Here is a 24,244-nt window from a genome sequence, read left to right as displayed (position 1 = left end):
ATTAAAAAACGTGGCCACCACACAGCCACAACCCCATATGCACCCATACGGCGCACCCACCCCTCCGCCGCTCAAAACCCATAGTCGGCGCGGAAAAAACTTGTCTGCCCCCGCTGCGGGCGGGTAAATGGGCGGCATTGAAATGCAACCTGATTGCGGTGCTGTAAGCCGTGGCGCGGAACGGATGATCTGCAATCACCCAACAAGCCCAAGGAACCCGCCGAGCATGACTGCCCAGCCCTCTGCCCCAACGCCCGATACGGATAATGCCGCCCTGCCCATTTGCGTGGCAGCGCTTTACCGGTTTACCCCATTTGCAAACCCGGCTGATCTGCGCGGGCCGTTGCAGGATGTGTGCACCGCCAACGGGGTAAAAGGCATTCTGCTTTTGGCGTCCGAGGGCATTAACGGCACCATTGCAGGCCCAGATCATGGCATTCAGGCCGTGCTGGCGCATATTCGCACCCTGCCCGGCTGCGCGGATATTGAGGTCAAGTTCTCCCGCGCGCCAGAAATGCCCTTCCTGCGCATGAAGGTGCGGCTGAAAAAGGAAATTGTCACAATGGGTGTAGAGGGCACAGACCCCAACCACATTGTTGGCACCTACGTTGCGCCCGCAGAATGGAACACCCTGTTAAAAGACCCCGACACCATTCTGATAGACACGCGCAATGATTACGAGGTGGCCGTAGGCACGTTTGAAGGCGCGATAGACCCGCAGATTAAAACCTTTCGGGAATTTCCCGCATGGTTCCGCCAGCACCGGAAAGAGCTTTTGGCAAAAGGCCGCAAGCCGCGTGTGGCCATGTTCTGCACGGGTGGCATTCGGTGCGAAAAATCCACCGCCTTTGCCAAAGCCGAAGGGCTGGACGAGGTGTATCATCTGCAAGGGGGTATCCTAAAGTATCTGGAAACCGTGCCAGAGGCAGAAAGCCTGTGGCGTGGGGAATGTTTTGTGTTCGACCAGCGCGTAACCGTAGGCCACGGCCTTAAACCCGGAGAGCTGGAACTGTGCCACGCCTGCCGCACCCCCATTACCGCGGAAGACAAAGCCAGCCCCAAGTTTGAAACCGGCGTATCCTGCCCGCACTGCTACGGCCAGTGGGATGAGGCCCGCCGCGCCCGCCATGCAGAGCGTGAACGCCAGGCCCGTTTGGCCGAACAGCGTGGCGAGGCCCATTTGGGGGCCAACATGGCCGCAGAACGCGCCCGCAAACGCCAACAGCGAGAAGAAGAAAAACGCCGCCAGCAGGCCCTTCGCCAGCAGCACACCCCTTAAATCCGGGCCAAAAAATCCGGCCCAAAGCGTGGCAGGGGGTGCGCCTCTGCCAACGCGGCAAAGGCACCGGCTGCGGCATCTACTTGGTCATCATGCATGGCGGCGGGAAAAGCGGCCAGTTCCTCTATAAACGCATGCACCCACGGGGCGCGCAGCAGCAGCACGTTGCCTGCATTCACCTGCGCGGCAAACGGCGCGGCGCGGGTGGCTTTATCTCCTGTTTCGCGCACGCAGCGCACTTTGTAACCGGCCAACCGGCGGGTAAGGTAGCGCGCCTGCGCCACACCGGCTTGTCCGGGGTCTTGCGGCAATACAATTTCCACACCCACACCATCACGCGCGGCGGTGGCCAACAGGGTGGCTTCCACTTGGGCGGGGTCTCCGCGCAGGCGGGTTATGTCCGCTACGGCAAAGCGCCCATCTGGCAGGTGGTGCATTTTTACGCCCACCGTCCAATCCGGGTTTTTGCTACCGGTCTGGCGGGTGGCGGCTAAATCCCACCTGCGCACTGTCGCGCCAGATGCTGCGGGCAAGGCATCCTGCACGCTAAGCATATGCGTATGGAACAAATTGCCACAAAGCGGCACCGGGTTTTGCTGATACAGCGCCGCCCATTCCCGCTCCCCCACGGCTTGGCGAATCCGCGCAAGTTCTGCCGTATCAAACGCCTGCGGCCATAATGCCTGCCCCGGCGCGCGGCCCAACGCATCTGGCGCCGTGGCCAAAGCGGGCAAATCCAGCACGTGCCATGCCTCTCCGGTTTTGTTTTGCATATCGTCCAGCAGGCGGCCTGCCAGATCATCCATGCTCCAGCGTGTCATCACCAGCACAATGGCGCCGCCGGGCATCAGGCGGGTGCGTAATACGGCGCGGTACCAATCCAGCACGGCGGCACGGCGGGCGGGGCTTTCGGCTTCCTGCCTGTCCTTTACGGGGTCATCTATAATAGCCAGATGTGCGCCGCGCCCTGTTAAGCCGCCCCCCACACCCATGCCAGTGTAACCGCCACCCTGTGCGGTATGCCATACATCGCGCGCGCTGCTATCCGCCGCCAACCGCGTGCCGGGAAACAACACCCCATAGCGGGAGGAAGCCACAATATTGCGCACATCGCGCCCAAAATCCTGCGCCAGCGTGGCCCCGTAGGAAGCCCCGATAATCTGCCGCTTGGGGTGCCGCCCCAGATACCACGCGGGAAAGCGGCGTGATGTCAGCTCCGATTTACCGTGCCGGGGCGGCATAAACACCATAAGCCGTGCAATATGCCCGGCCTCTACCTGCTCCAACGTGCGGGCCAGCAAGGCATGATGTGCGCCTGCTTTGTAATCTGGCAACGTATAACGGGCAAAATCCAAAACATGCGTGCGTGCGGCATGCCTGCGCGCCAGCTCCGCCCGCGCCACCCGGCCCGCCTGTACGGTACGTGCCGTTTTAGGGTGCGCGTGGTGCATCCTTGCGCCCCTCCGCCATTCCGCCGTTTTCTTGCGCCAGAGCGGCCAGTTCCTCATCTGTAAAGGCATCTGCGCTCCGCCGGGGCAGAGCATCTGTGGCAAGGCCCGAAAGTTTGGGGTGCATGTAGGGGGCGGCCACTTTGGCGGCATCAAACTGGCGGTCTGTTATGCTTTCATCCCCCTGCATGATGCGGGTGAAGATATCCAGCGGCGTTACGGGTTTTGTGCTGCGCCTTTTGCGGCGCGCCATTGGGGCCAAAGCTGATGGCCCTAATGCGCCCGGCGCGGGTGCTGTTGTCTTGCGGGGCATGGGGGCTTATCCAACCGTGCTGAACAAAAGAAGATCCAGAACGCCCAGCCCTGCCACGGGCTATAAACGGACGGCCTGTTTCGTGCTGGTGGTGGTGCAGTTCCCGCACAAGGGTGGCCACCATGCGCTGGCATGCAGGGGGCTTTAACCTGCCCACACAAAAAAGCCCCGCCACGTGCCCGCGCCATACCGGGCGGCAGCGCAGCACGGCCTGCGCGGGGCAGCCCAATAGCAGAGCTTGCGCCCACCCTATGCACATATCTGCCCGATGCCGGTGGCGTGGCGTGCATACCAGCGGGCACATCAGCACCCCTGTTGGCGCAACCTGCGCCACAACCCACCAGCGGCCACCACCACGCAAAACCGCACCACAGGCCAGCTCTGCCTTACGCAATGCTGTTGGCATGGGAATGTCCTTGGTTTTTACAATTTTTGGGATGATGATTGGGAATTAGGAATGACCACGCGCCATGTCAAAGCAAAGCAAACCGGTATGTGAACATACAGTTAAGAACAGTTCACAATCAGGACTGGCAAATATATCGAACACTGATATAGTGCGCCGCGCGTGACAGAAATACTTGACAGATTGGGTGATGGGGAGGTCATGGACAGAGCTTGTGCATGGTGTGACCGAATTTATCACACCACCACCCACGCGCCGTATTGCAGCGCCCGATGCCAGAAAAAAGCAGAAAAAGCGCTGCGTGCTGTCTCGGTTGAGCCTATTTCCCACACATCGGATGCAACCCGCGCCATACGTTTTGGGCTGGTAAGCCTGGTGGGCATTGCTGCGGCGGGTTTTGCCATGCTGCTGCTGGCTGGCCCCGTGCCGCCAGAACCCCCGCCCGGTAGGCGCATGCCGCCGGGGGTGGCCTATGCGCTTAACACCGCCCCACCTGCGCCGGGCGCACAGCCTTACCACGTTCTGCCACCCGCCATGGCCATGCCCAACAGCCCCGCGCAGGATATGATTTCGTATCATGAAGGGCAGACCGCCCGCCATGTATGGAACCGCTGGATTGCCGGTTTAAGTGGCGAGCGCAAACGCGGCGCATTGTTCTGGATGCAGGGCGCGCTGCACCATCGGAGCGATTCGTGCGATGGCACGGCGGGCTTTGCCATGGGCTGTTTTCAGGCCCGCAGGCACCTTTCCCCCATCTTGGCCAAATGGAACGATGCCCCAGATTTCTGGCTGGGCTGGAACGCGCCTTAACGGGCCAACACATCATCTAAAAACGCAGCGTGCTGTTGCACAAATCCGGGCCTTAAATGCTTGTCATCGGCATATTTGGGGGTGGCTGGCGGGGTAACAACCGCACAGGCCGGGCCGGTGCCGCAAATATCGGGCCACGCATCCAGCACCTTTGCCCCGGCTTGCGTGGCAACGCCCTGCACAAAAGCCGTATCGGCCGCTGTATCATTGCGGAGCTGCCGGATGGGAATACCCTGCTCCAGCAAAGGGGTGTTCACACCAATATGCGCAAGGCTTCGCGCTACCAGTTTATCGGGGCTGAAGCGTGCATCTGCCGGGGTAGGCAGCACCAGCCATACAGGCCGCGCCCCGTTGCCCGAAAGGCTGCGGATATCCTGCACAAACGCCGCCTGTTTTTGGGCCTGCGCGCCCGGCGTATGCAGCAGCACGCGTGGCCAGAACGCCCCCACAACCACGGCCTGCACATTCTGTTGTTGAATGATACGTTGCTGCACGTTTTGCATATTCTGGCAATATGCAAAGGATTTTTCGTAAACCTCGCCCGCAAAGGGGCTACAGCTTGGGCCTGCCAAAAAAATAACCGTGTGTTTAAGCCGCCCCTGCTGCAACAGCGCCTCTACCCGCGGCCCCCACTGAAACAGCAAACTATCCCCCGTAAACAGCACGGGGCGGCCCGCATGGCCTAGGGTGGCCACTGTCAGCCCGTTTACGTGCGTGATGCGCATATGTGGCGTGGGAGCAAAAATGCCATCTCGCACCGCCAGATTGATTGCAGACAGATCCGTGCCCGCAGGGGTGTGCGCAAACCGCCCCGGCCAACCTGCCATGTGCCACGTTACCAGCCCCGCCGCGCATATGGTCGCCAAGCCGCCCACAAGGGCCACCGTTTTGCCCCGCCGAAAATGCCCGCCGCGCAACGGGTTTTCTACGGCTTTGGTGGTAAGCCACGCCAGCACCAGCGCCGCGCCTATAAGCGCAAACCCCGCGCTGTTATGGATAACCCCAGCCCCTCGCACAATATGAAACCAAGATACCAGCGGCCAGTGCCACAGATATAGCGGGTAACTGATAAGCCCCACCGCCCGCATAGGCCGCGCGGCCAGCACATGCCGGTTCACCCACGCGCCAGCACCTGCCCAAATCAGCAATGCCGTGCCCCCGGCGGGCAACACAGCAAACGGAGCCGGAAAACCCACCCCCGGCCGCAGCGCCACAAACCCGGCCAGCACACAGGCCAAACCCAGCACCGCCGCACCATGCCGCACACCGCTTGCCTGCATAAACGCAACACGCCGCGCCCACATGCCCCCCACGCCAGCCCTTGCGCCACGCGCCCATGCCGCCCCCGTGGCATCGCCCGGCTTATGCGCCACACCGCGCAAGGCAAGGGTTGCGCCGAGCATGAACTCCCAACCTCGGCTGAAAGGGGCATAAAACCCGGCCCCCGGCCACCACACGCTGCACGCCAGACTATATAAAAAGCAGGCCGCACCCGTGGCCCCCACCAGCACACCTGCACGCACCCGCGCGGCAAAGCCCACCGCCAGCACCAGCGGCCAGAACAAATAGAACTGCTCCTCCACCCCCAAAGACCATAAATGCAGCAGCGGCTTCAGCACGGCGGCGCGGTCAAAATAGCCTTGGGCGTGCCACATCAGCAGATTGGCTACAGATGCCGCACCCGCTGCGGCATCCAGCCCCACGGCGGCAAATTCGGTTGGCAATAGGGTAAACCACCCGGCCAGCAACGTGGCGGCCAACACCACCAGCAAGGCCGGGGCCAGCCTGCGCACGCGCCGCGCAAAAAATGACGCCACAGAAAACCGCCCTGCCCCAAAATGCGCCACCAGATGCCCGCTAATTAAAAAGCCGGAGATCACCAAAAACGCATCCACCCCGCCAAAGCCACCGGGCAACACGGCGGGAAAAACGTGGTACACCACCACCCCCACCACAGCCAGCGCGCGCAGGCCATCTATATCTGCACGCCATCCGGCATGGGGGCGGGCTGCAAGCTGGGCAGAACTGCCGGGCCACACCCATGCCGCCGCACGGGCAAACCGCTGGCCCATACCTATGCGCCGCACAAGATAGCCCGCTGCACCGCGCACCGTGCCGCAAGGCGCCACGCACCGCGCCCTACCCCGCGCTGCCGCCTGCATAACAGGCCGAAAAAAGCCAAACCCAATCATCCTGCCCCTTTACGCCGCCAGCCCATGCCACCCATTGCCCCTTATATAAACTGCAACACCCCCTACACGCAGGTTTTACAGCACCCTTGGCTTTGCCCCTATGGCCACCATACCCCGGCACGGCCTTGGCGCGCCGAGCCCCCAACATGCAGGCATAGGAGCCATGCCAAAAGCCCGCCCGCGCCGCATTGCAGCAAACGCATGGATATGCCAAATCCATGCCCTGCGTGCATTCCTGTTATTACAGCGCACGCTGCGCCATACCGCCACCCCGCAGGCCAGCTTGGGGGCTGCGTTTGGTTACGGTGCGCACACATCCGCCATGCTTGAGCGGAGGTGGACAGCCCCCCACCCCTGCTTATGTATATTCCGTAACAAAGGGGCGCTATCTGCCCATTTTTTCTTTTAATACAGCAGATCCTGATACCCACATGCCAGCAAATGACCTACGCCTTCTGATCATTCAGCCCACGCATTATAAAGCCCCTACAGACCGAACGCTGTTCAAAACCAAGCGCAGGCAGATGGTGCCGCTTGCCCTGCCGTATCTGGCCGCCCTAACCCCGCCAGAATGGAAGGTAACGCTGCTGGATGAACAGCTTGAAGATATAGATTTTGATGCGCCGGTGGATGTTGTGGCCCTTACGGCCTGGACGCTCCATTCCTACCGCGCTTACGATATTGCCAAGGAATTTCGTAAACGCGGCGTAAAGGTTATTATGGGCGGCCCCCATGTGTATTTTAACGCCGAAGAAGCCGCAGAGCACGTAGATGCCGTGGGCGTGGGTGAGGCCGAACCCATCTGGAAAGAAATGCTGGATGATGCCGCCGCCAACCGGCTGAAAAGCATTTACCGCGCCACCCCCCTTAAGGAACTGAACGGCCTGCCCGCCCCAAGGTATGACCTGCTGGACCTGCAAAAGTTTGGCCCCTTCCGCACCTTTGCCGTGCAATCCTCCCGCGGGTGCCCGTTTGTGTGCGATTTCTGCTCCGAACGGTTCTACCTTGGTGGCCGCTACCGCTGGCGCCCGGTGGACGAAATGGTGAACGAGCTGAAGCTGATCAAGAACCGTGGCAGCCACTTCTTTTTTGGTGAAAGCAACTTTGGCGGCAAAAAAAGCCGCGCCATGGAACTGATGGAAGGGCTGGTGCCGCTGGGTATCCGCTGGTCTACCCTGTGGTCTTCCAATTTGTGCCTGGATAAAGAGTTTCTGGATCTGGCGCGCAAATCCGGCGTGATGCACGTAAATATCGGTATTGAAAGTATTGATAAGGATATTCTGGACGGCATGCGCAAAGGCTGGAACAAAGCCAGCCGCTACCATGAAATGTTCGAAAACCTGCGCCAGCGCGATATCAGCTACTCGCTCAACTTCATCTTTGGTTTTGATGATGAAGACCACGATATCTACCGCGCCACCATCTCCTTTCTAGAAGAACACAAGGTGCCTGCGGCGTATTTTAACATCCTTACGCCCACCAAGGGCACGGCGCTGTTTAACCGTATGGAAAAGGCGGGCCGTATTATCAACGCGCCAGAAATTGACCGCTGGCCCGGCCAAATCTGCCAGATCTGGCCCAAAAATTGCTCCCCCAGAGAAATGGAAGCCCGCATTCAATGGATGTATAAAAAGTTTTACTCCATGCGCTCCATCTTCAAGCGGCTGCCCTTTCCGCCGCGCTCCCGCTCGGACATGTCATCGTGGATTTTGGATCTTACAGAACGCCGCATGGCTTTTTCCTCCACCGGCAATAACGATTTCGATATCTACTAACATTTTGCACGCCCGGCCTTTCCCCTGCCACAGCGCGGGGGAAAGGTTCTGGCAGACCATACCCATATTGCATTTCAGATATACTTAATTTGCATATAATGTGCGTAACGCATACAACAGATTGATAATCACGTTAGATAAACATTTACACCTTCCCCTGTGTTGGAAAAAAATTCTTATATTGCTGTTATAATTTCTAGTTTTCCAATTTTTAGCTTCTGCGTATCTTGCGCGTAAGGGCATTTTTCATGAGCAAACCAAAAAAAATCCGTATAAATTTCAATAAATAAAAATATTACCTTTTAATTTTATTTCAATTATTTGTATTTTTATTTACGTTAAATTTACATATACACAACATAGTAAAATGATAAACTAAGCCTCCGCCCGGTTTATTTGCTTTTATATCTTGGCAAATTTTTTATAGCTGGTTACAGTATGGCGTAAACAAGGCCTGATGGACGCAGTTGCTACACACATTAGGCAGTCGTGCCTTATTCCTCAGGCTTTGAAAAAATTCTGGATGCTTCTTGTTCTGCAAGGATCAAGGAACATTTTATGTAGAAGCACAGATACGGAAGCCCTTTTCCGTGGTGTAAGTCAGAAGGAAGAAATGACAGCGCTTCCCCGCCATGCGGTTGTGCATGACATTCACGACAAATCTGGTCAGGCCCTTCCCGATGGCGCTTTCGCACGCCATCCAGATATCTCTGTGCCGGGCGTTCTTCATAATACCAACATTCATACGCAAACCGGGCCGCTGCCTGTTCAAAGCCTAACCCCCGGCCATATGCTGGTAACGTATGATCCGGAAATGGCAGAAACCCCAGCCCCGGTTACCAAGGTTATGCCGCAATATATTTGCGTGCTGCCCGGCCTGCCAGAAGATGAGGCCGGATACCCCATACGCGTGCTGCAAGATGCCATTGCAGATGGCCTGCCCATGCAGGATGTGCTGCTTACGCCAGACCAATGCCTGTTTTTTGAAAACAAGTTTGTGCCCGCAGCACTGTTGGTAAACCGGCTTTCTATTTTTTACGATCACACCTTTGAGCGCTACACAGCCTATCCGCTAGAAACAGATGGCCCCGCCATTATTGTGGCAGAAGGCCTGCTGGTAGCCAGCGCCCTGCCGCCCTGCCCCAACAACACACACTGGCACACCCGCACAGATGCCCCCGTGGTAACAGAGCGCAATGTTGTGGGCGCACTTTACCACCGCCTGTTGGCGCGGGCGCAAAGCCGCGGCCTAAAGCACGATCTGTTTGCCCCGCCCGAAATAACGCATGAGCATGACCTCAGCCTGATTACGGATACCGGCAAGCTTATCCGCAAAATGCGTGAACAAAACAATCTGGCCATGTTCATGCTGCCGCCCAACGTGCATGAAGTGCATCTTTCCACCCGTGCCAGCAGGCCGGTAGATGTTATTGCACCTTACGTGCAGGACAAACGGCGGCTTGGCATACGTGTGGGGGAAATTACCCTTCAGGAAAACAGAAAGCCCCGCAAGATTTCTTCACATATAGAAAAAGACCTTTCTGGCTGGCACGAACATGATGGCGAGCCCGGCCGCTGGACAGATGGCCACGCCCACCTGCCCATGACAGCAGAGCGCAGCCGCAACAAAATGGGGCTTTTGTCTATCCAGATTCTGGATAGCATCCCGTATATGAAGCACGATTTTCATGGGCCTCGCAAAACCCACAAGTAATACAAGGGGTTTTGCAAACCATGTGTTCAGGATAATAGCCCTGTAAAACGGGCAGGGGTTATCATCCTGAACACATTATTTATGATTTACGAGGCAACTTTTTTAATAACCTCGAAATCATGCTGATACTCACATCATATTCCTGGGCAATCTCACGCAGGGTATGGCCTTTAGCGCGTGCCTGCGCCACGGCCTCTAGCTGCTGTTGTGTTAATTTACTGAGGCGGCCCATGCGGCACCCGGCAGATATAGCCTTATGCCGACCAGAAGACATGCGTTGGTGTATAAAGCGTTTTTCAAGTTCTTCCAGCCCGCACAGCATTTCCAGCATAAGCGCACCACGCCCGGCAGATGTATTAATCCACGGTTCTTTTACAGAAACCAGCGTGCAGTGCTTGTGCTGAACTTGCATGATAATATCACGCAAATGCCGCCAGCCACTTACAATGCAATCCATCTGCACCACGGCAATACGCATGCCTGCCTTTTGCCGCGCCACAAACTGCAAAAAACATGATCCGGTTTTTGAAAAAGAGCCCGTGAATATAACACGGCATCCCGCGTCTTCCAGAACCTTTTTTTGCTCATCCCGGCTTACAAAAGGGCAATCTGCACTTACATACCCTATCATCATAACCTTGCTCCGCGTGCAGATAAGTTTTTGGGATAAAATTTTATAAAATCTCCCATTTTTTCAAAAAACTTCCAAACTTCTCGCGGCGGCTTATATCACCGCTTCCGCCATATAGAAACAATCCGTACCAAAAACAGTTCATTTTGGATTATGTATTAATTTTAATTTTATGAATGTTGTTAGTATTTAAACACTTTTTCTAAAAGTTTCTTATTTATGAAAATAAATATCCGTAACGCCTCATCTGCGTTTGCCTATATTATACATGCAAGAATCAGAAATATTCTTTATTTCCAGTACATCATTTAGGAACATGCCGATGTCCAGTCTTTATGGTTATGGCAACACTGTCACCAAAAGCGGCAGTTACACACTCTTTCCTGCGCTGTGGATTTTGGGTGTTGCATCTCTCGGCGGAGCGGACGCTACATTTGAAGGTAGCAATGTTACAGCTACGCTTAGCTTTGCGCCTACAATTATTGGCGCCATTAACCCCTACAGCGTTACGGCAGAAGATGGCGCAAACGTTACCATTAATGTTGGCTCTACCGTGCTGGGCCTGCTTACGGGTTCCACCTTTACAGCAGATGGCGGCACCATTTCCCTTACCGGCGCCAATGTTATTACCGCCCTAACCGGCACAACATACAATATCAAAAACGGCGGCACCCTTAATCTGGGCGTTGTGCAGCAATCCGAAATTTCCGCACTCAGCGGTGCAGGTATTACATTTGGCAGTGGTGGCGGCACGCTGGTGGTTACACCCGCTAGTGGCGTAGAAATTCTAACATTCACCAACATTGATGGTTTCAGCAACGCAGGGGCCACTATCGAAGTTCCCGGCGCTGGTTACGTTACAAACGCCACATATAATGGCACCAACACAACCATCACCACCAACACCGGCATTACCGTTGTTGTGAATGGAGATTACACCCCCGCCACCAAAACGCTTTATCAGGCCACCAGCGGGGGCAACCTTTACCTTAGCGCCACGGCACAAAACAGCACCGATACAACGGGCGTTCTGGTTTGCTTTTTGCCCGGCAGCATGATCCGCACCCCCAAAGGTGATGTTGCGGTAGAAAACCTTGTTGTGGGGCAGGAAGTTCTTGCATTTACAGCAGATGGCCAGCCCATTGCGCGCCGCATTACATGGGCAGGCAAGGCGCAGGCCCGCACCAACCCCGCTGCGGCGGATGATCTGGCAGGCTACCCCGTGCGCGTGCGCGCCAACGCCATTGCCGCTGGTGTGCCCGAAGCAGATCTGCTGATTACGCCAGAACATTGCCTGTATCTGCAAGGCCAGTTTGTGCCTGCGCGCATGCTGGTAAACGGCACATCCATTGCGTATGACACAAGCTTTGCCAGTTACGATTACTACCATATTGAAACCGAAGGCCACGCCATTATCATGGCCAACGGTATGCTTACAGAAAGCTATCTGGATACAGGCAACCGCAGCAGCTTTACGCAGGCAGGCCCCGTGGCGCGCATTGGCGGAGCAGTAAAAAGCTGGACGCAGGATGCCGCCGCAAAGCTGGAAACCAGCCGCACATTTGTAGAACCACTGTTTCGCACTCTGGCAGAACGTGGCAGCACGCTTTATGCAAACACCGCGGCACAAAGCACAGAAAAATCTGCACAGCCCAACCTGCATCTGGTCACCGCACAAGGCCATACGGTGCACCCGCTGCGGCATGAAAACGGCATGTACACCTTTATGCTTTCCGCACAGGGGGCACAAAGCGTCTCTCTGGTATCACGCACATTCCGCCCGTGCGATGCAGAAGGCCCGTTTGTAGATGATCGGCGCATGCTGGGTGTGGCTGTTGGGCATATCAGCATCACATCTGCTGGCACGCGCCAGCCTGTAACGGCGCATCTTACAACCGATACGCTGGAAGGCTGGCACGCGGTAGAAGTATCCGGGCAGGCACGTTGGACAAACGGCCACGCCAAGCTGCCTCTGCCTGCCAGCTTGCAGGGGCTTTACCAGTTGCATGTGCAGGTTTTGGCAACAGGCGCTTACACTGTGGCCGCGCATAACGCACAGGCCAAAACCGCGCTGGCGTAAAAAACCGCACAGCACTGCATACGCTTTGCAAAAAAGGGGCCGGTGCGTGGGCATCGGCTCCTTTTTGCGTGGGTGCATTTCTGCACGTTACGGCTGCACAACTTTCTTTTCTACATCAGCCTTTTTGCGTCTGCTGGCCTTTTTGGCCTGCTCTGCACGGCGCAGCGTTACCTCCAGCGCGGCAAGCTGCTCCAGCACCAAAGCACATTGCGCCGCTATCTTGCGCTGCGCAGAACTGCTGGAAATTGCGGGAAACAACGCCTCCCCCATAGCGCGGAAGGAAAGATCATCCACCAACATCATGCGTAAACGCTGGTGCGCACACAGGCCCAGCGCATCGCGCACCGCCGTAATGCGCCCCATAGCCTGTGCGCGCACCATCTGCCAGGATACGGCATCATGCCGCACGGTTTGCCCTTGTGGGGCGGGGCCTGTGTGTTCCAGATAATCAAAATAGCCAAACACATAGTTGCGGCACCACCGCTCTGCGGCATCGGCGGCTTCTTGCGTAATATCCCCGGCCTGCAACAGCCCCTGCACCGTGCGGCGCGGCCTGTTAAGGGCAGCCTGCGCCACAAGGCCAGCGGGGGCAGATGTGTTGGGTAAGGCTGTGGCCTGATTTTTCATGTGTGTTCCGTATTTTTGCGGTATTTACAAAGCATTATTGGGTTATGGCGTGCGTGTGGGCCGCCCCAGCAGGGCCTTGCAGCCGTGGGCATCGCGCCAGATGGTGTTTGCAAAAGGCAGCAGCACAGCGCGCAATTCTGCCGGAGCAGGCCAACGCGCCCCCACCGGGTAACCATTGCGGGCCGGTTGCCGCGCCCATGCCAAACGCGCCTGCGGGCACCACGCCCCGGCGGGAATATCTGCGCACACTTCATAAATGGCGCGGCACTGTGCCGCCGCATCCGCCGCCCCCGGTGGGTTGGAAACAAGCTGCCCCAGCTTTTTCAGCCACGCCGCCACAACAGGTTGGCTTACGGGCTGCATGGCCACCTGCACACGCTGCCAGCACGCCTGCACATGCGCCACAACATCCGACGGCATATCTTGCGCAGTTAACGCCACACCCTCTCGCCTTGCGGCAAACAGCGCCTGCACATCGGGCGGCGCGGGGGTGTAACCACCAGCAAGGGGAATGGGCGTTATTGCACCTGCGCCCTTTGGCTGTGGCACGCCCTTGGCATTTTCTGCACGCAAGATCGGGCCGCAAGATGCGTTGCCCTGTAGGGGGCGTGTTGCCGTATTACGCGGGGCTTGCGCCTGTTGCGTTGCAGGGTTTTGTGTGGGCGCGCCCCGTGCAAATGCCGCGCCCGCTGCCTGCGCCTTGTAAAGCTGCGGCATGTTTTACACGCCCTCCATATCCGGCACGCCATCCCATGCGGCCATGCGGCGCGCGTGCGGGCTTGTGGGTTCTGGGGCGGGGCGCATCTGCAACTGGGTGCGCAGGGTGGCATCTATCCACGCCACGGGTTCGGCGGGGTTGAACGTGGCGCATTCGGCCAGCACGTTCAGCACCACGGCGGCATCATCCCCCGCAAGTTTGAGCCAGCGGCCCAGAATGGCACGGGCGGATCGATCCGGCCTGCCGGTGGCTTTTTTCAAAAAATCCAGACCAGATTTGAACAGATGCGTGCGCGCATCCGTGTCCGGCCCGAACTTTGTGAGGGGATGTTCTGCTTCTGCCTCTGTTTCTGCCTCTGCTTCTTGGAGCATAACCGCAGCACGGGGCGCAGGCGTTATCCCCTGCTCTGCCCCCGATAATGAAGGCTCGGCCTTAAGCTGCGGGTTACCACCAGTGCGGCCCCATGCGGCCCCGGCATCGGATGCGGCGCGGTCTCTCACCAAACGGCGAGAATACGGCACGCCCTCCGCCGTGGTGGCATACACGCCCGCATCTTGCAGCTCTGCCATATAGCGCCGCACCTGCTGGGGGCTTACGCCCACCATCTGGGCAATCTGGCGCGGGTGCAGGGGTTTGCCGTTAACGCATAAATGCCCGTAGGGCTCGGCCTCGTGCATCAGGCACAACAGGCGCATCCACAGCCCTTGCGCCGCCAAGGAGCACAAACGCAAAGCCGGATCTCGCTCATGATCCTGCCACCAAAACTTGGACCATCTGCGCCGCGTGCTGGCAGGTGTGGCAGCAGGTGTGGCGGGGGATGAAGCAGCGGAACGTGGCATTAGGCGGCGCCTCCGTTCCACAACAGGGCTTGGGCCAATGCGGCCTCATCCTGCTGCCATGTGGTGGGGGTGGCATGCGCCTGCGTGGGCTGCCAGCGTTCCAGCCCTTTCCATAACCCGCGCATGGCAATGGGGTGGCCTGCGGGCAGGGGCTCGGGGTCTCGCACCAGTTCGGCATAGCCTTTGGGTTGGGGCGCATGGGCGGGGGCTTGGGCTGTTAGGGCATCTTCATACCGCATCAGCACTTGCCGCACGCCCTCCATGCAGCGGCCGACCTCCCGCCCGATCCGCCGGAAGGAATAGCCCTTGCGCCGTAGCCCCACCATGTTGGCCACCACCTGCGCAGATGTGCCGGGCCGCTGCGCCTGCTGGCAGGCCTGTGCGTTTACCCCGCCTTGTGCGGGCAGCACCAGCGCCGGGGTGGATTCGGCACGGTGTTGTGATGTGTCACACCATCTTAACGCCTTGGAAACGTTTTTCCCGTGGTCTTTTTTTCCCTTAAGGGCCGGGGTGCCCCCCTTTTGTGCAGCCGGGTGCAGCACGGGCGCATTGGGGGGCATAACCCCACCCTTTTTGGGTGCGCACAGTAAGTTAGGAAACTGCAAAACATTATGATTTGAAATACTATTTGGTAAAATCCCAAACACATTGGAACCGGAAGCAGGCATAATGGGGTATCCGTGGTTGCGGGGTGGCTGGCCATTTACACCACCAAAACATGGCCTGCCCCGGACGCTATGGTGACCACTCCCGCAGCGTCAACCCAAAAATTGTGATATATCCCCTTTTGCGCCCGCGCCCCCGGCATGGAATAGTGCGTAGGCAATGACAAGATCACCTGTGGCAGATGAACTGGAACGCCGGATGGCCCTGCTTGGGCTTTCCCAAAAGGCACTGGCCCGCAAGGCGGGGGTGGGCGATACCTATGTGCGCGATATTCTTAAGGGGAAATCTCGTAATCCGGGTGGGGAAAAGCTGGAATGCATTGCCGCAGTGTTGGGCTGCACCGCGCGGGATCTGCTTTTTCCGGGGGTGGATCACACCCAGCCGGGGCTGATGCTGCGTGAACGCCGCACCCCGTATTTGCCCCCACCGTTTACACCTGCCACAGCCCCCACGCGCGGGCGGTTGCACCATTCTTGTGCATCTGCAACGCGTATGGCGCCCCCCCCCCTTTCTGCCCCGCCGCCAGCCCCCGCGCCGCCGGGCTATGTTGTGGTGCCGTTTTTGGCGCAGCGCGGCACAGCCTCTGGCCGGTATGATGAAGCGCAGATGCTGGGCAGCCCCAAATATTTTGAAGAAAGCCTGATAACCCAACGCCTGAACGCCCGCGCAGAAAACTTGCGCGCCTTAAGCGTAGAGGGCCAAGCCATGGAACCCCTGCTGCGCGATGGTGATACGGTGCTGATGGATACACGGCGCACCACCATGGCCGAACCGGGGCTTTTTGTGCTGTTTGATGGGGAAAACGTGGTGTGCCGCTGGGCAGAACGCACGTTTGACCCCCAAGGCCGCCCCTTGGTGCAGATAAGCTGCGAGAACAAGCGGTTTTCTGCCTGCACACTGCCCGCCAGCCGGGTGCAGATATTGGGCCGCGTTGTATGGTATGCGCACTGCGTATAAGCGGTGTGACTTTTTTACAACAAAATCCTTAAAATCCCGTTAAAAGTTCACTTTTTCTTTAACAAGACCCTTGCGGTCCTGTTTGCGGCTGGGTAAATACACCTTATCAAGAGCGTTAAAAGCGCGCTAACAATGCCTTAAAGAAAACAAAAACACCAAGTACTAAAGTGTACTAAGTGGGTTTCTTTACTGTATTCATGCAGGACTATACAGATCTATGACAACACCCGATTGGACTTCTGGTTCAAAATACACGTGGGCTGGCCCTGCTTCTGGTGGGGTGTGGACCGATGCCAGCAACTGGCAATACGACGGCGAACCCGCCACGCATGCGCCAAATAACCAAACCAGCGGCACCTTTACCATTCCGGCTGGCGTTACGGTTACCATTCCATCTACTGTAAGTTCTCTGGGGTATCTTACGCTGGACGTGCAAGGCACGCTGGTTATGCCAAGCAGTGATTCCCAACTGACATTCAGCAAGCTGGTCGTAGAAAATGGCGGCCAGGCCACCATTTCCCGCACGTTGAATATCAATGGTGGCTTGCAAATAGATAACGGCGGCACAGCCACGTTTGAAGGCGTAACACAGAACTGGACCAACCCAGCCCTTAACCTTTCCCTGCAACAGGGGGGGCACGCTTAATATTGATAAATCCAATATTGTATTGGGGAATGTCAATCAGAGCAGCGGTAAAGGCACACTCAATATTACGGGTGGTTCTGTTGTCAGCACAGCCAGCAATTCCACCGATTTATCTGGCCCCATTAATGTTACCGGCTCCAGCTTTACGGATTCCAGCTCTCTTGCCAGCACAACCGTACTCACGCTGAATGATGGCGCCACCTCCACGCTAAGCACTTCTGCCTATCCGGCAGATGGCTCCACCGTTGTATTTGGCACTGGCAACAACACGCTTGTTCTGCCCAACCTGCAATACGGCGCCAACAAGGTGAACATAGAAAACCTGAAAAACGGTGACAGGCTTGGCGTGGATGGCACAAAGGTAACCACCGCCACACTTTCCGCCAATAATGTTGCACTCGCCACCGCAAGCGGCACGCCCATTCAGGTTAAAAGTGTTACGTATGACAGTTCCTACACGGATGCGCCCACGGGGGATAAAACCCAGACTGTCACCATTGATAGCGGGCAAGGCGTGATCTGCTTTTTGGCAGGCAGCATGATTGCCACGCCCAACGGTGTGGTGGCGGTGGAAAACATCCGCCGGGGTGATGAGGTTCTTACTTTTGTAAACGGCGTAACCCATGTGCGCCCGGTGGTATGGGCTGGCATGGCGCAGGCCACCATAAACCCCGCCCTGCCCGATGATATGGCAGGCTACCCTGTGCGTATTCTGGCCGATGCCATTGCGCCGGGGGTGCCGTATCAGGATCTGCTGGTTACGGCGGAACACGGCATTTTTGCCAATGGCATGCTGGTGCCCGCGCGTATGCTGGTAAATGGCAGCAGCATCTTTTTTGATCGCTCCATAACCGATTACACCTATTACCATGTAGAAACAGCCGAACACAGCATTATCATGGCCAACGGAATGCTGACAGAAAGCTATCTGGATACCGGCAACCGCCGCAATTTTGTATCCGATGGCAATGTTGTCACCATTGGGGCCAAGGCCAAAAGCTGGGCAGAACACGCGGCGGTACCGCTGGGCACGGCGCGCCATGTGGTGGAACCCATATGGCGTGTGCTGGCCGCGCGTGCGCCAGATGTTGCGGGCCATATGGCTGTTTGCGCCAAGCCAGAAATAACCCACAGCCACGGGCTGCACCTTGTTACGGCAGCGGGCACGGTTATTCGGCCTTTGCGGGCAACGGGGCGCAATATCTCCTTTATGCTGCCTGCGGGGGTGGAGGAAGTGCGCCTTGTTTCACGCGCATCTCGCCCGTGTGATGTAGAAGGCCCGTTTGTAGATAAGCGCCGTATGCTGGGCGTGCTGCTGGGCCGCGTAACGGTGCTTTCTGCTGGCACGGCCACAGAAATAACCGCCCATCTGGCCTACGCAGATGGCGCCTATGGCTGGCAGGATATGCCCCAGCCCACCACGCGGTGGACAGATGGCAACGCCCTTCTGCCATTAAGCGCCACCACGGCACGCGGCCCCGCGCTGCTTACGGTGGAAGTGCTACAAGCTGGCCCTTATCTGGCCACGCCCGCAGCATTTACGCTGCCAGTGGCCGCCAACGGCTAACACCACTTTGCCCCCGCATGTTGCCTAACGTGCGGGGGTTTTAGTTTCCGCCGCCGGGCCTGTTCTTCCATTCTATGGATTGATCGGCAATGTAGTAGGTAATGGCGGAAATAAACAACCACAGCGGCCCCGCCACGCTGTTTTCCAGCACCAAAGCCACGCCCATGCTAAAGGCAGCAATGGAAAGCGTAAGAATAACGCAACAGCACAGCACGCCCAGAGGCCAGTTTCTGGGCCATCCTTTTTTGGGCTGAGACATCTGGTGCGTATCCTATCTGGGCCGCGCAAAAGGCCGGGGCTTATGGTGTGTTATTGCGTATCGTAATCAACTGGGCAGTTAAGCACAATATACACAGCGAATGGCTGCCCTTTTGCCGCCTTATGCGCGCCCACGCAAAAGCACGGCCCCAAAACCCATAAACACGCAGCCTGTTATACGGTTAAACACCCGGCGGATGGCGGGGCGCTGCAACTGTTGGGCCAGTGTGTAACCGCCCACGGCATACACGCCGTACCACAGCATTTCCAGCAGCGCAAAGGTGGTTATCAGCACCACAAATTGCGGAAGCTGCGGGGCATGGGGGGCAATAAACTGCGGAAAAAACGCCGCCGCAAACAGCAACAGCTTGGGGTTGCTAAGCCCCACCCAAAACCCCTTGCGCCAGCGCCCCCATGCGCTGCCATGTTGCGGGCTTTCTGCCTGCGCGGCGGGCGTGTTGGGCGCAGCAGCGGGCGCAGAAGGTGGCACGCGCCCGCCCTCTTGCCATGCCTGTATGCCCAGCCAAAACAGATACACCGCCCCGCACACACGCAGCACGCCAAACAGATGAGGAGAGGCCGCAAGCGCTGCCCCCAACCCGGCGGCAGAAGCCACAAGCACCAGCACAACCGCGCTTAAACACCCCAGCATGGTGGCCAGCCCACGCGCCATGCCCACCCGCGCCACGCTGGCCAACACATGCAGCATGTTGGGGCCGGGAATTGCGCACAAAAAGAACACTATGCCGCAAAACACACCCCAATTATGCCAGCTCATGCTACAGTCCTTAATAATAAGAAAGATTAAGCCACTGTTACACACTTTCTGCCATAGGGCCAGAAACGGCACAGCACAGCCGCGTTAGAGAATACGCTTAAAAGTTCCACCACTTTAACGTGGTTTAAACATTTTTAACCTTGTGCATTTGCGGTTCATAATCTAACTTTTGTATATTAAGTAATTCCAAACTTGATCATTTTTAAGAAAGTCCTCGTTATGGCAACGTCCACAATCACCGTTGGCAGTAACCAGACCGTTACATTTGATGCCACATCCAACGCACTCAACAGCACCGTTGATTTTACCGGCACAAGCGGCAATCTGGATTTGCAGAACCTTTCTGCCTCCAACCCGCTGGCTCTTACAATTACCGGAAATTTTGGGGGCGGTATTAGCAACGTTCTTACGTTTGGCACCGCAGATAATGTTTCTATCAGCAAGAGTAGTGTCAGCTATAATACAGATAACAAAAAAACAACCATTATTACTCTTGTAAACAAGAGCGGCCAGCAACTGGGCACCGTTACAATAGCGGGTGACGTTTTTGAACTTACCGGCGGTTTCCCCAACAATACTGTGCCAAGTGATAGCCTAGATGTGATTGCCACCTCCTATAACAACGGCGCCATTACCGTTTGCTTTCTGGCAGACAGCCTGATTGCCACCCCCAATGGCGCGGTGGCTGTGCAGGATCTGCTTGTTGGGGATGAAGTGCAGACATATGCAGATGGCGTGGCCTCTGCTGGCACGCTTAGCTGGGCGGGTATGGCGCATTGCACGGTTAACCCCACCTTGCCGGATGATCTGGCAGGCTACCCCGTGCGCATTGTTAAAAATGCCATTGCCGATGGCGTGCCCTTTAAGGATATGCTGATAACGGCTGAACACTGCCTGTTCTTTAACGGCGCGTTTATTCCCGCACGTATGCTGGTAAACGGTGTTTCCATCTTTTACGATAAATCCATCATCTCTTATAATTACTACCACATTGAAACCCCAAACCACGCGGTTATTATGGCCGATGGTATGCTGACAGAAAGCTATCTGGATACAGGCAACCGCCGCAGCTTTACCGCAAAAGGCAATGTTATCCAGATTGGTGGGGCCGCCAAAAGCTGGCAGGCAGATGCCGCCGCCCCGCTTTGCGTGGAAAGAGAGCAGGTGGAAACCGTGTTCCGCCAGATTACCGCACGTTACCCGCAGGGGGCCACCGCAGCCGCGCCAGCAACCGTGCATAACCCGGATTTGCACCTTATCACCAACACAGGCGCCACCATCTGGCCTGCAAACTGCAAGAACAACACTTACAACTTTATCCTGCCCGCCAACACGCAGGGCGTGCGCGTGGTTTCCCGCGCTAGCCGCCCGGCAGATGTAATTGGGCCTTTTGTAGATGATAGGCGCAACCTTGGCGTGGCTGTGGCGGAAATTACCCTTTTATCCGCCACCAAACAGCAGGCTGTAACGGCCCATTTGCAGCCCGAAAAGCCCAAAGGCTGGTACGCTACAGATTGGACAGATTGCGCATGGACAAACGGCAATGCCGAACTGCCCCTGACCACGCAGCAAACACAAGGGGCCATTTGCATGCTTTCCCTTAAAGTGCGGGCCGCCGGGCCTTACCTGCTGGCAGATGCTGTGCAGCACAGTGCTGCCAAAACTGCCTGATCTACCAAAAACTGCTTACATATTTTGGTGTTTTTAAAGCACCATTTGGGCCAGTGCAAAAATGCATTGGCCCTTTTGCAGCAACATGGCCATGCTATTGCCTTAATTGGCATATGATATGCAAAAATGAGTGCAACACGCTCTAGCAAAAGGCATCGGCTATGTTTCAGCGCATGACGTCTCTTTTAAAACTTCAGAACACTCCATCGGAAGAATGGCAAAAAATGCCCGTGCATTTGCGCCGCTTTCTATACGCCACTTTTGTGGTGGAAGGCGTGTTGTGCCTTTATCTGCTCAAAAGCATGGCCTCCCCCCTTTTCCATTTAACCATGTTGCTGCCAGCGGCATTTTTGCAGCATCAGGTTTCTGTTGCCCAATTCTCGCTTATTGTTTCCATGTATCTTACTGTGGCCGCTATTGGCAGCATTGCGGCTGGCGCTTTTCTTTTGCGCAAAAATTATGAAAAAAGCATGATGCGGTATGCCGTTATACAGGAATTAAAGCAAAACACCGCCCCCAAAAAGAACTGATCTGCCAGACCTGTTGCGCCCATGCGGCAGCCTTTGGGGGGCTACGCAGCACAATGGGTACAGCCGGGTGCGGCGCGCTTTCCTGCTCTCATAGTCCTGCCTAACCCTGCAAGAAACCCACCTTGCAGGAAAGCCTCGCCACCATGCCAACATCACCAACACATGCAGCCCCCCGCAAGCGGCCTTTGCCCAACACGCAGGAATGGCCGCCCCTACCCGGCACCAGCGCCTATATGGCCCGCCAGCTTGCGCAGGATACCGCCATCGTGCGCCAGATTGTGACAGTTTTACAAAACTGCGCCCAGCAGATTACCCCGCTTGTGGCCCAGCTTTACTTTACCCAAGGCCCGCTAACAGTGCTGGACTGCGCCCCCACCCTGCGCGCGCTGGCCGATGACATTGCGCATGATGACCCCCAAACCCTGACCGAGCTGGCGGCCGAGCGTACCCGCGCTGGCTGATATGTGGGTTTTGGAAACACCCCCGCCCTGCTATGTTGCCCCCTCGCCATGCTGCGCGACAAAACAGAAACCGTATAAAGGACGCCCCTTTTGAAACGCAGAAACCTTTTTGCCGCTTCTCTGGCTGCCGGTGCATTAGCCGCCGGGCGCAAAAGCTGGGCCAGCGTGCCAGAGGCCGCACAGGCTATGGGCCGCACCGCGCCGCCCGGCACCGTACCCGCCCTAACGCCCGCCCGCGTGCATGCAGACCAGATAATGGACATTAAGGTGTGCCTGCGCCCCTTCCGCCCCGCTGGCCCACGGCTGGAAATAGAGCCGGTGGCAGATAAAATTGTGGTGCACAATTACGGGCATGGCGGCAGCGGGTGGTCTCTTTCATGGGGGTCTGCCGCTATGGCGGTGGAACGCGCCGCCCCCCTTATGGAAAAACGCGTGGCCGTAATTGGCTGCGGCATTATTGGCCTTACCACCGCCATAACCGCCCAGCGCGCGGGCATGGATGTTACCATTTATGCGCGGGATATGCTGCCCCATACGCGCTCTGTGCGGGCCAATGGCAGTTGGACGCCGGATTCACGCATTGCGCTGATAACCGCCGCCACGCCAGATTTTGCCGCCACGTGGGAGCGCATGGCGCGGTATTCTTGGCAAACGTATCGGGAATATCTGGGCCTGCCCGGCAACCCGGTGGATTTTAGAGACAATTACATCCTATCCGACACCCCACCGGATGAGGCCGACCATACCGAGCCCACGCCCGATATCAGCAAAGGCTCCTATGCCTCTACCGGCGTGCCGCAGAGCGAGGCCGAATTTGCCAAATATGCTGAGAGAATAAAGGATATCATTCCCGCAGCAGAGCTTCTGGCCGGGGCGGACAACCCCTTCCCCGTTGCGTATGCGCGGCGCAAGCCCATTATGATTTACAATTTTGGTGCGTTTGGCCACGCTTTGTTGTCTGATTTTTATCAGGCAGGCGGGCGTATTGAGATACGCGAGTTCCACAGCCCATCCGAGGTGGCAGATCTGCCAGAACGTGTGGTGTTTAACTGCACCGGCTATGCAGCGCGAGATTTGTGGGGCGATAAATCTCTTATTCCCGTACGCGGGCAAACGGCGTGGCTGCCGCCACAACCCGCCGCCAATTATGGCGTGCGCTACAAGGGCGCGGCCATGCTTTCCAAATCCGATGGGCTGATGGTGCAGGGTGTCAACCTTTCCGGGTTGGGAGAGCTGGAAGGCGTGGGCAACAGTATGGAACAGCCCAACCGCGCAGAGGCCGAACAGGCCGTGGCTGTGTTTGAAGATCTGTTCTCCCGCTTTCGGCCCCGCAGAGGATAACGGCATGGCACAGCACCGCATTTTTGCAAAACAGGGCCAAACGGCTAAAGGATTTTGCGCCGCCCTGTTGGCCGCAACCGGGCTTGTGGCCACAGCCCATGTTGCACAGGCCGCCCCACGCCATGCACCGGCAGCACCCCCTGCCCTTGCCGCGCCAAGTTTTACGGCAGAACAGGCAGACCACGGGGCGCAGATTTACGCAGGCACCTGCGCCATGTGCCACGGTGCAGCGCTGGAGGGCGCGCATGATATGCCGCCTTTGCGCGGGCTGTTTGTGGCGCGCTGGGCCAATACATCGCTCAACAAGCTGTACGCCTACATCACCCACGCCATGCCGCTTATGGCGCCCGGCACCCTGCCCCCGCAGGACAACATAGATGTTCTGGCGTTTCTACTGCGCGAAAACGGTGTGGAACCGGGGCACACACCCCTACCGACGGATGAAAACCGCTTGGCGCAAATGGTGTTTCCCGCTGCCTCGGCGCTGCCTCCGGTAAAAGCAGCGCAACCGGGCAAGGCCCCGCGCGCACGGTAAAA

General features: G+C 57.3%; 25 protein-coding genes. 14 read left to right on the top strand and 11 right to left on the bottom strand.

Annotated elements, in window-relative coordinates; translation table 11 throughout:
- Window positions 1–127 precede the first annotated feature (127 nt).
- Window positions 128–1,279: a rhodanese-related sulfurtransferase gene (locus tag DS739_RS02695; RefSeq protein ID WP_170315328.1), complete on the top strand. Its 1,152-nt coding sequence runs from the start codon at window positions 128–130 to the stop codon at window positions 1,277–1,279.
- Here DS739_RS02695 and terL read toward each other — a convergent pair.
- From terL to DS739_RS02680, 3 genes are read right to left on the bottom strand one after another with little or no spacing between them, the layout of a single operon-like run.
- Window positions 1,276–2,730 carry a phage terminase large subunit gene (gene terL / locus DS739_RS02690; protein WP_006117068.1) on the bottom strand — a complete coding sequence of 485 codons (1,455 nt, stop codon included), beginning with the start codon at window positions 2,728–2,730 and terminating at the stop codon, window positions 1,276–1,278. The genes DS739_RS02695 and terL overlap by 4 nt on opposite strands.
- Window positions 2,711–2,917 (bottom strand): hypothetical protein, encoded by a 207-nt coding sequence (locus DS739_RS02685; protein ID WP_035354212.1) that lies wholly within the window; start codon window positions 2,915–2,917, stop codon window positions 2,711–2,713. Before DS739_RS02685 ends, terL begins: the two co-directional genes overlap by 20 nt.
- Complete coding sequence (locus tag DS739_RS02680; protein ID WP_006117067.1) at window positions 2,904–3,446, bottom strand: hypothetical protein; 543 nt, start codon at window positions 3,444–3,446, stop codon at window positions 2,904–2,906. Before DS739_RS02680 ends, DS739_RS02685 begins: the two co-directional genes overlap by 14 nt.
- Window positions 3,447–3,608: 162 nt before the next feature.
- Between DS739_RS02680 and DS739_RS02675 the strand changes: the two genes are divergently transcribed.
- A complete protein-coding gene (locus tag DS739_RS02675; protein WP_006117066.1) occupies window positions 3,609–4,256 on the top strand; it encodes a hypothetical protein in 648 nt (215 codons plus the stop codon).
- Here DS739_RS02675 and DS739_RS02670 read toward each other — a convergent pair.
- Window positions 4,253–6,448, bottom strand: coding sequence for an acyltransferase family protein (locus DS739_RS02670; protein ID WP_006117065.1), 2,196 nt, complete (start codon window positions 6,446–6,448; stop codon window positions 4,253–4,255). The two genes, DS739_RS02675 and DS739_RS02670, sit on opposite strands and share 4 nt — an antisense overlap.
- A gap of 100 nt (window positions 6,449–6,548) precedes the next feature.
- On the opposite strand from DS739_RS02670, the gene DS739_RS14105 reads away from it, so the two are divergent.
- The 3 genes from DS739_RS14105 (at window position 6,549) to DS739_RS02660 (ending at window position 9,937) form a co-directional block, all read left to right on the top strand.
- Complete coding sequence (locus DS739_RS14105) at window positions 6,549–6,857, top strand: hypothetical protein (protein ID WP_139018873.1); 309 nt, start codon at window positions 6,549–6,551, stop codon at window positions 6,855–6,857.
- A 22-nt stretch (window positions 6,858–6,879) separates the two neighbouring features.
- Window positions 6,880–8,223 (top strand): B12-binding domain-containing radical SAM protein, encoded by a 1,344-nt coding sequence (locus tag DS739_RS02665; protein WP_035354331.1) that lies wholly within the window; start codon window positions 6,880–6,882, stop codon window positions 8,221–8,223.
- 613 nt (window positions 8,224–8,836) lie between these two features.
- The gene (locus DS739_RS02660) at window positions 8,837–9,937 is read left to right on the top strand and encodes a Hint domain-containing protein (protein ID WP_231621276.1); all 1,101 of its coding nucleotides are present in this window, start codon (window positions 8,837–8,839) and stop codon (window positions 9,935–9,937) included.
- A gap of 79 nt (window positions 9,938–10,016) precedes the next feature.
- Here the strand turns inward: DS739_RS02660 and DS739_RS02655 are convergent, their stop codons facing one another.
- The gene (locus DS739_RS02655) at window positions 10,017–10,571 is read right to left on the bottom strand and encodes a recombinase family protein (protein WP_006117062.1); all 555 of its coding nucleotides are present in this window, start codon (window positions 10,569–10,571) and stop codon (window positions 10,017–10,019) included.
- A 313-nt stretch (window positions 10,572–10,884) separates the two neighbouring features.
- On the opposite strand from DS739_RS02655, the gene DS739_RS02650 reads away from it, so the two are divergent.
- Window positions 10,885–12,648 (top strand): Hint domain-containing protein, encoded by a 1,764-nt coding sequence (locus DS739_RS02650; protein WP_006117061.1) that lies wholly within the window; start codon window positions 10,885–10,887, stop codon window positions 12,646–12,648.
- An 87-nt stretch (window positions 12,649–12,735) separates the two neighbouring features.
- Here DS739_RS02650 and DS739_RS02645 read toward each other — a convergent pair whose 3' ends face one another.
- From DS739_RS02645 to DS739_RS02630, 4 genes are read right to left on the bottom strand one after another with little or no spacing between them, the layout of a single operon-like run.
- Window positions 12,736–13,275, bottom strand: coding sequence for a hypothetical protein (locus DS739_RS02645; RefSeq protein ID WP_006117060.1), 540 nt, complete (start codon window positions 13,273–13,275; stop codon window positions 12,736–12,738).
- Between the two features lie 42 nt (window positions 13,276–13,317).
- The gene (locus tag DS739_RS02640) at window positions 13,318–13,992 is read right to left on the bottom strand and encodes a hypothetical protein (protein ID WP_006117059.1); all 675 of its coding nucleotides are present in this window, start codon (window positions 13,990–13,992) and stop codon (window positions 13,318–13,320) included.
- A 3-nt stretch (window positions 13,993–13,995) separates the two neighbouring features.
- Window positions 13,996–14,832 (bottom strand): winged helix-turn-helix domain-containing protein, encoded by an 837-nt coding sequence (locus tag DS739_RS02635; RefSeq protein ID WP_035354218.1) that lies wholly within the window; start codon window positions 14,830–14,832, stop codon window positions 13,996–13,998.
- Complete coding sequence (locus DS739_RS02630) at window positions 14,832–15,500, bottom strand: hypothetical protein (RefSeq protein ID WP_006117057.1); 669 nt, start codon at window positions 15,498–15,500, stop codon at window positions 14,832–14,834. Before DS739_RS02630 ends, DS739_RS02635 begins: the two co-directional genes overlap by 1 nt.
- 157 nt (window positions 15,501–15,657) lie before the next feature.
- On the opposite strand from DS739_RS02630, the gene DS739_RS02625 reads away from it, so the two are divergent.
- The 3 genes from DS739_RS02625 (at window position 15,658) to DS739_RS02620 (ending at window position 18,668) form a co-directional block, all read left to right on the top strand.
- On the top strand, window positions 15,658–16,455 hold the full coding sequence (locus DS739_RS02625; RefSeq protein ID WP_006117056.1) for a LexA family transcriptional regulator: 798 nt from the start codon (window positions 15,658–15,660) through the stop codon (window positions 16,453–16,455).
- A gap of 217 nt (window positions 16,456–16,672) precedes the next feature.
- Window positions 16,673–17,101, top strand: coding sequence for a hypothetical protein (locus tag DS739_RS14390; protein ID WP_006117055.1), 429 nt, complete (start codon window positions 16,673–16,675; stop codon window positions 17,099–17,101).
- 22 nt (window positions 17,102–17,123) lie between these two features.
- The gene (locus DS739_RS02620) at window positions 17,124–18,668 is read left to right on the top strand and encodes a Hint domain-containing protein (protein WP_006117054.1); all 1,545 of its coding nucleotides are present in this window, start codon (window positions 17,124–17,126) and stop codon (window positions 18,666–18,668) included.
- Window positions 18,669–18,708: 40 nt separating this feature from the next.
- On the opposite strand, the gene DS739_RS02615 is transcribed toward DS739_RS02620, so the two are convergent.
- Complete coding sequence (locus DS739_RS02615; RefSeq protein ID WP_006117053.1) at window positions 18,709–18,927, bottom strand: hypothetical protein; 219 nt, start codon at window positions 18,925–18,927, stop codon at window positions 18,709–18,711.
- A gap of 120 nt (window positions 18,928–19,047) precedes the next feature.
- The gene (locus DS739_RS02610; RefSeq protein ID WP_035351101.1) at window positions 19,048–19,704 is read right to left on the bottom strand and encodes a LysE family translocator; all 657 of its coding nucleotides are present in this window, start codon (window positions 19,702–19,704) and stop codon (window positions 19,048–19,050) included.
- Window positions 19,705–19,923: 219 nt separating this feature from the next.
- Here DS739_RS02610 and DS739_RS02605 point away from each other — a divergent pair, with 219 nt between their 5' ends.
- The 5 genes from DS739_RS02605 (at window position 19,924) to DS739_RS02585 (ending at window position 24,242) form a co-directional block, all read left to right on the top strand.
- Window positions 19,924–21,375, top strand: a complete 1,452-nt coding sequence (locus DS739_RS02605; RefSeq protein WP_035351098.1) for a Hint domain-containing protein — start codon at window positions 19,924–19,926, stop codon at window positions 21,373–21,375.
- A 173-nt stretch (window positions 21,376–21,548) separates the two neighbouring features.
- The gene (locus tag DS739_RS02600) at window positions 21,549–21,905 is read left to right on the top strand and encodes a hypothetical protein (protein ID WP_231621168.1); all 357 of its coding nucleotides are present in this window, start codon (window positions 21,549–21,551) and stop codon (window positions 21,903–21,905) included.
- 143 nt (window positions 21,906–22,048) lie between these two features.
- Complete coding sequence (locus DS739_RS02595) at window positions 22,049–22,366, top strand: hypothetical protein (RefSeq protein WP_035351095.1); 318 nt, start codon at window positions 22,049–22,051, stop codon at window positions 22,364–22,366.
- 90 nt (window positions 22,367–22,456) lie between these two features.
- Window positions 22,457–23,707 carry an FAD-dependent oxidoreductase gene (locus DS739_RS02590; protein WP_006117047.1) on the top strand — a complete coding sequence of 417 codons (1,251 nt, stop codon included), beginning with the start codon at window positions 22,457–22,459 and terminating at the stop codon, window positions 23,705–23,707.
- Between the two features lie 4 nt (window positions 23,708–23,711).
- Window positions 23,712–24,242, top strand: a complete 531-nt coding sequence (locus DS739_RS02585; protein ID WP_035351092.1) for a c-type cytochrome — start codon at window positions 23,712–23,714, stop codon at window positions 24,240–24,242.
- Window positions 24,243–24,244: the final 2 nt, after the last annotated feature.

Source organism: Acetobacter sp. JWB (assembly GCF_003323795.1).
In the GTDB taxonomy this organism is placed as follows: Bacteria; Pseudomonadota; Alphaproteobacteria; order Acetobacterales; family Acetobacteraceae; genus Acetobacter; species Acetobacter oryzifermentans.
Note: the sequence above shows the minus strand (reverse complement) of the source record. Positions and strands in the feature narration are given on the sequence as shown.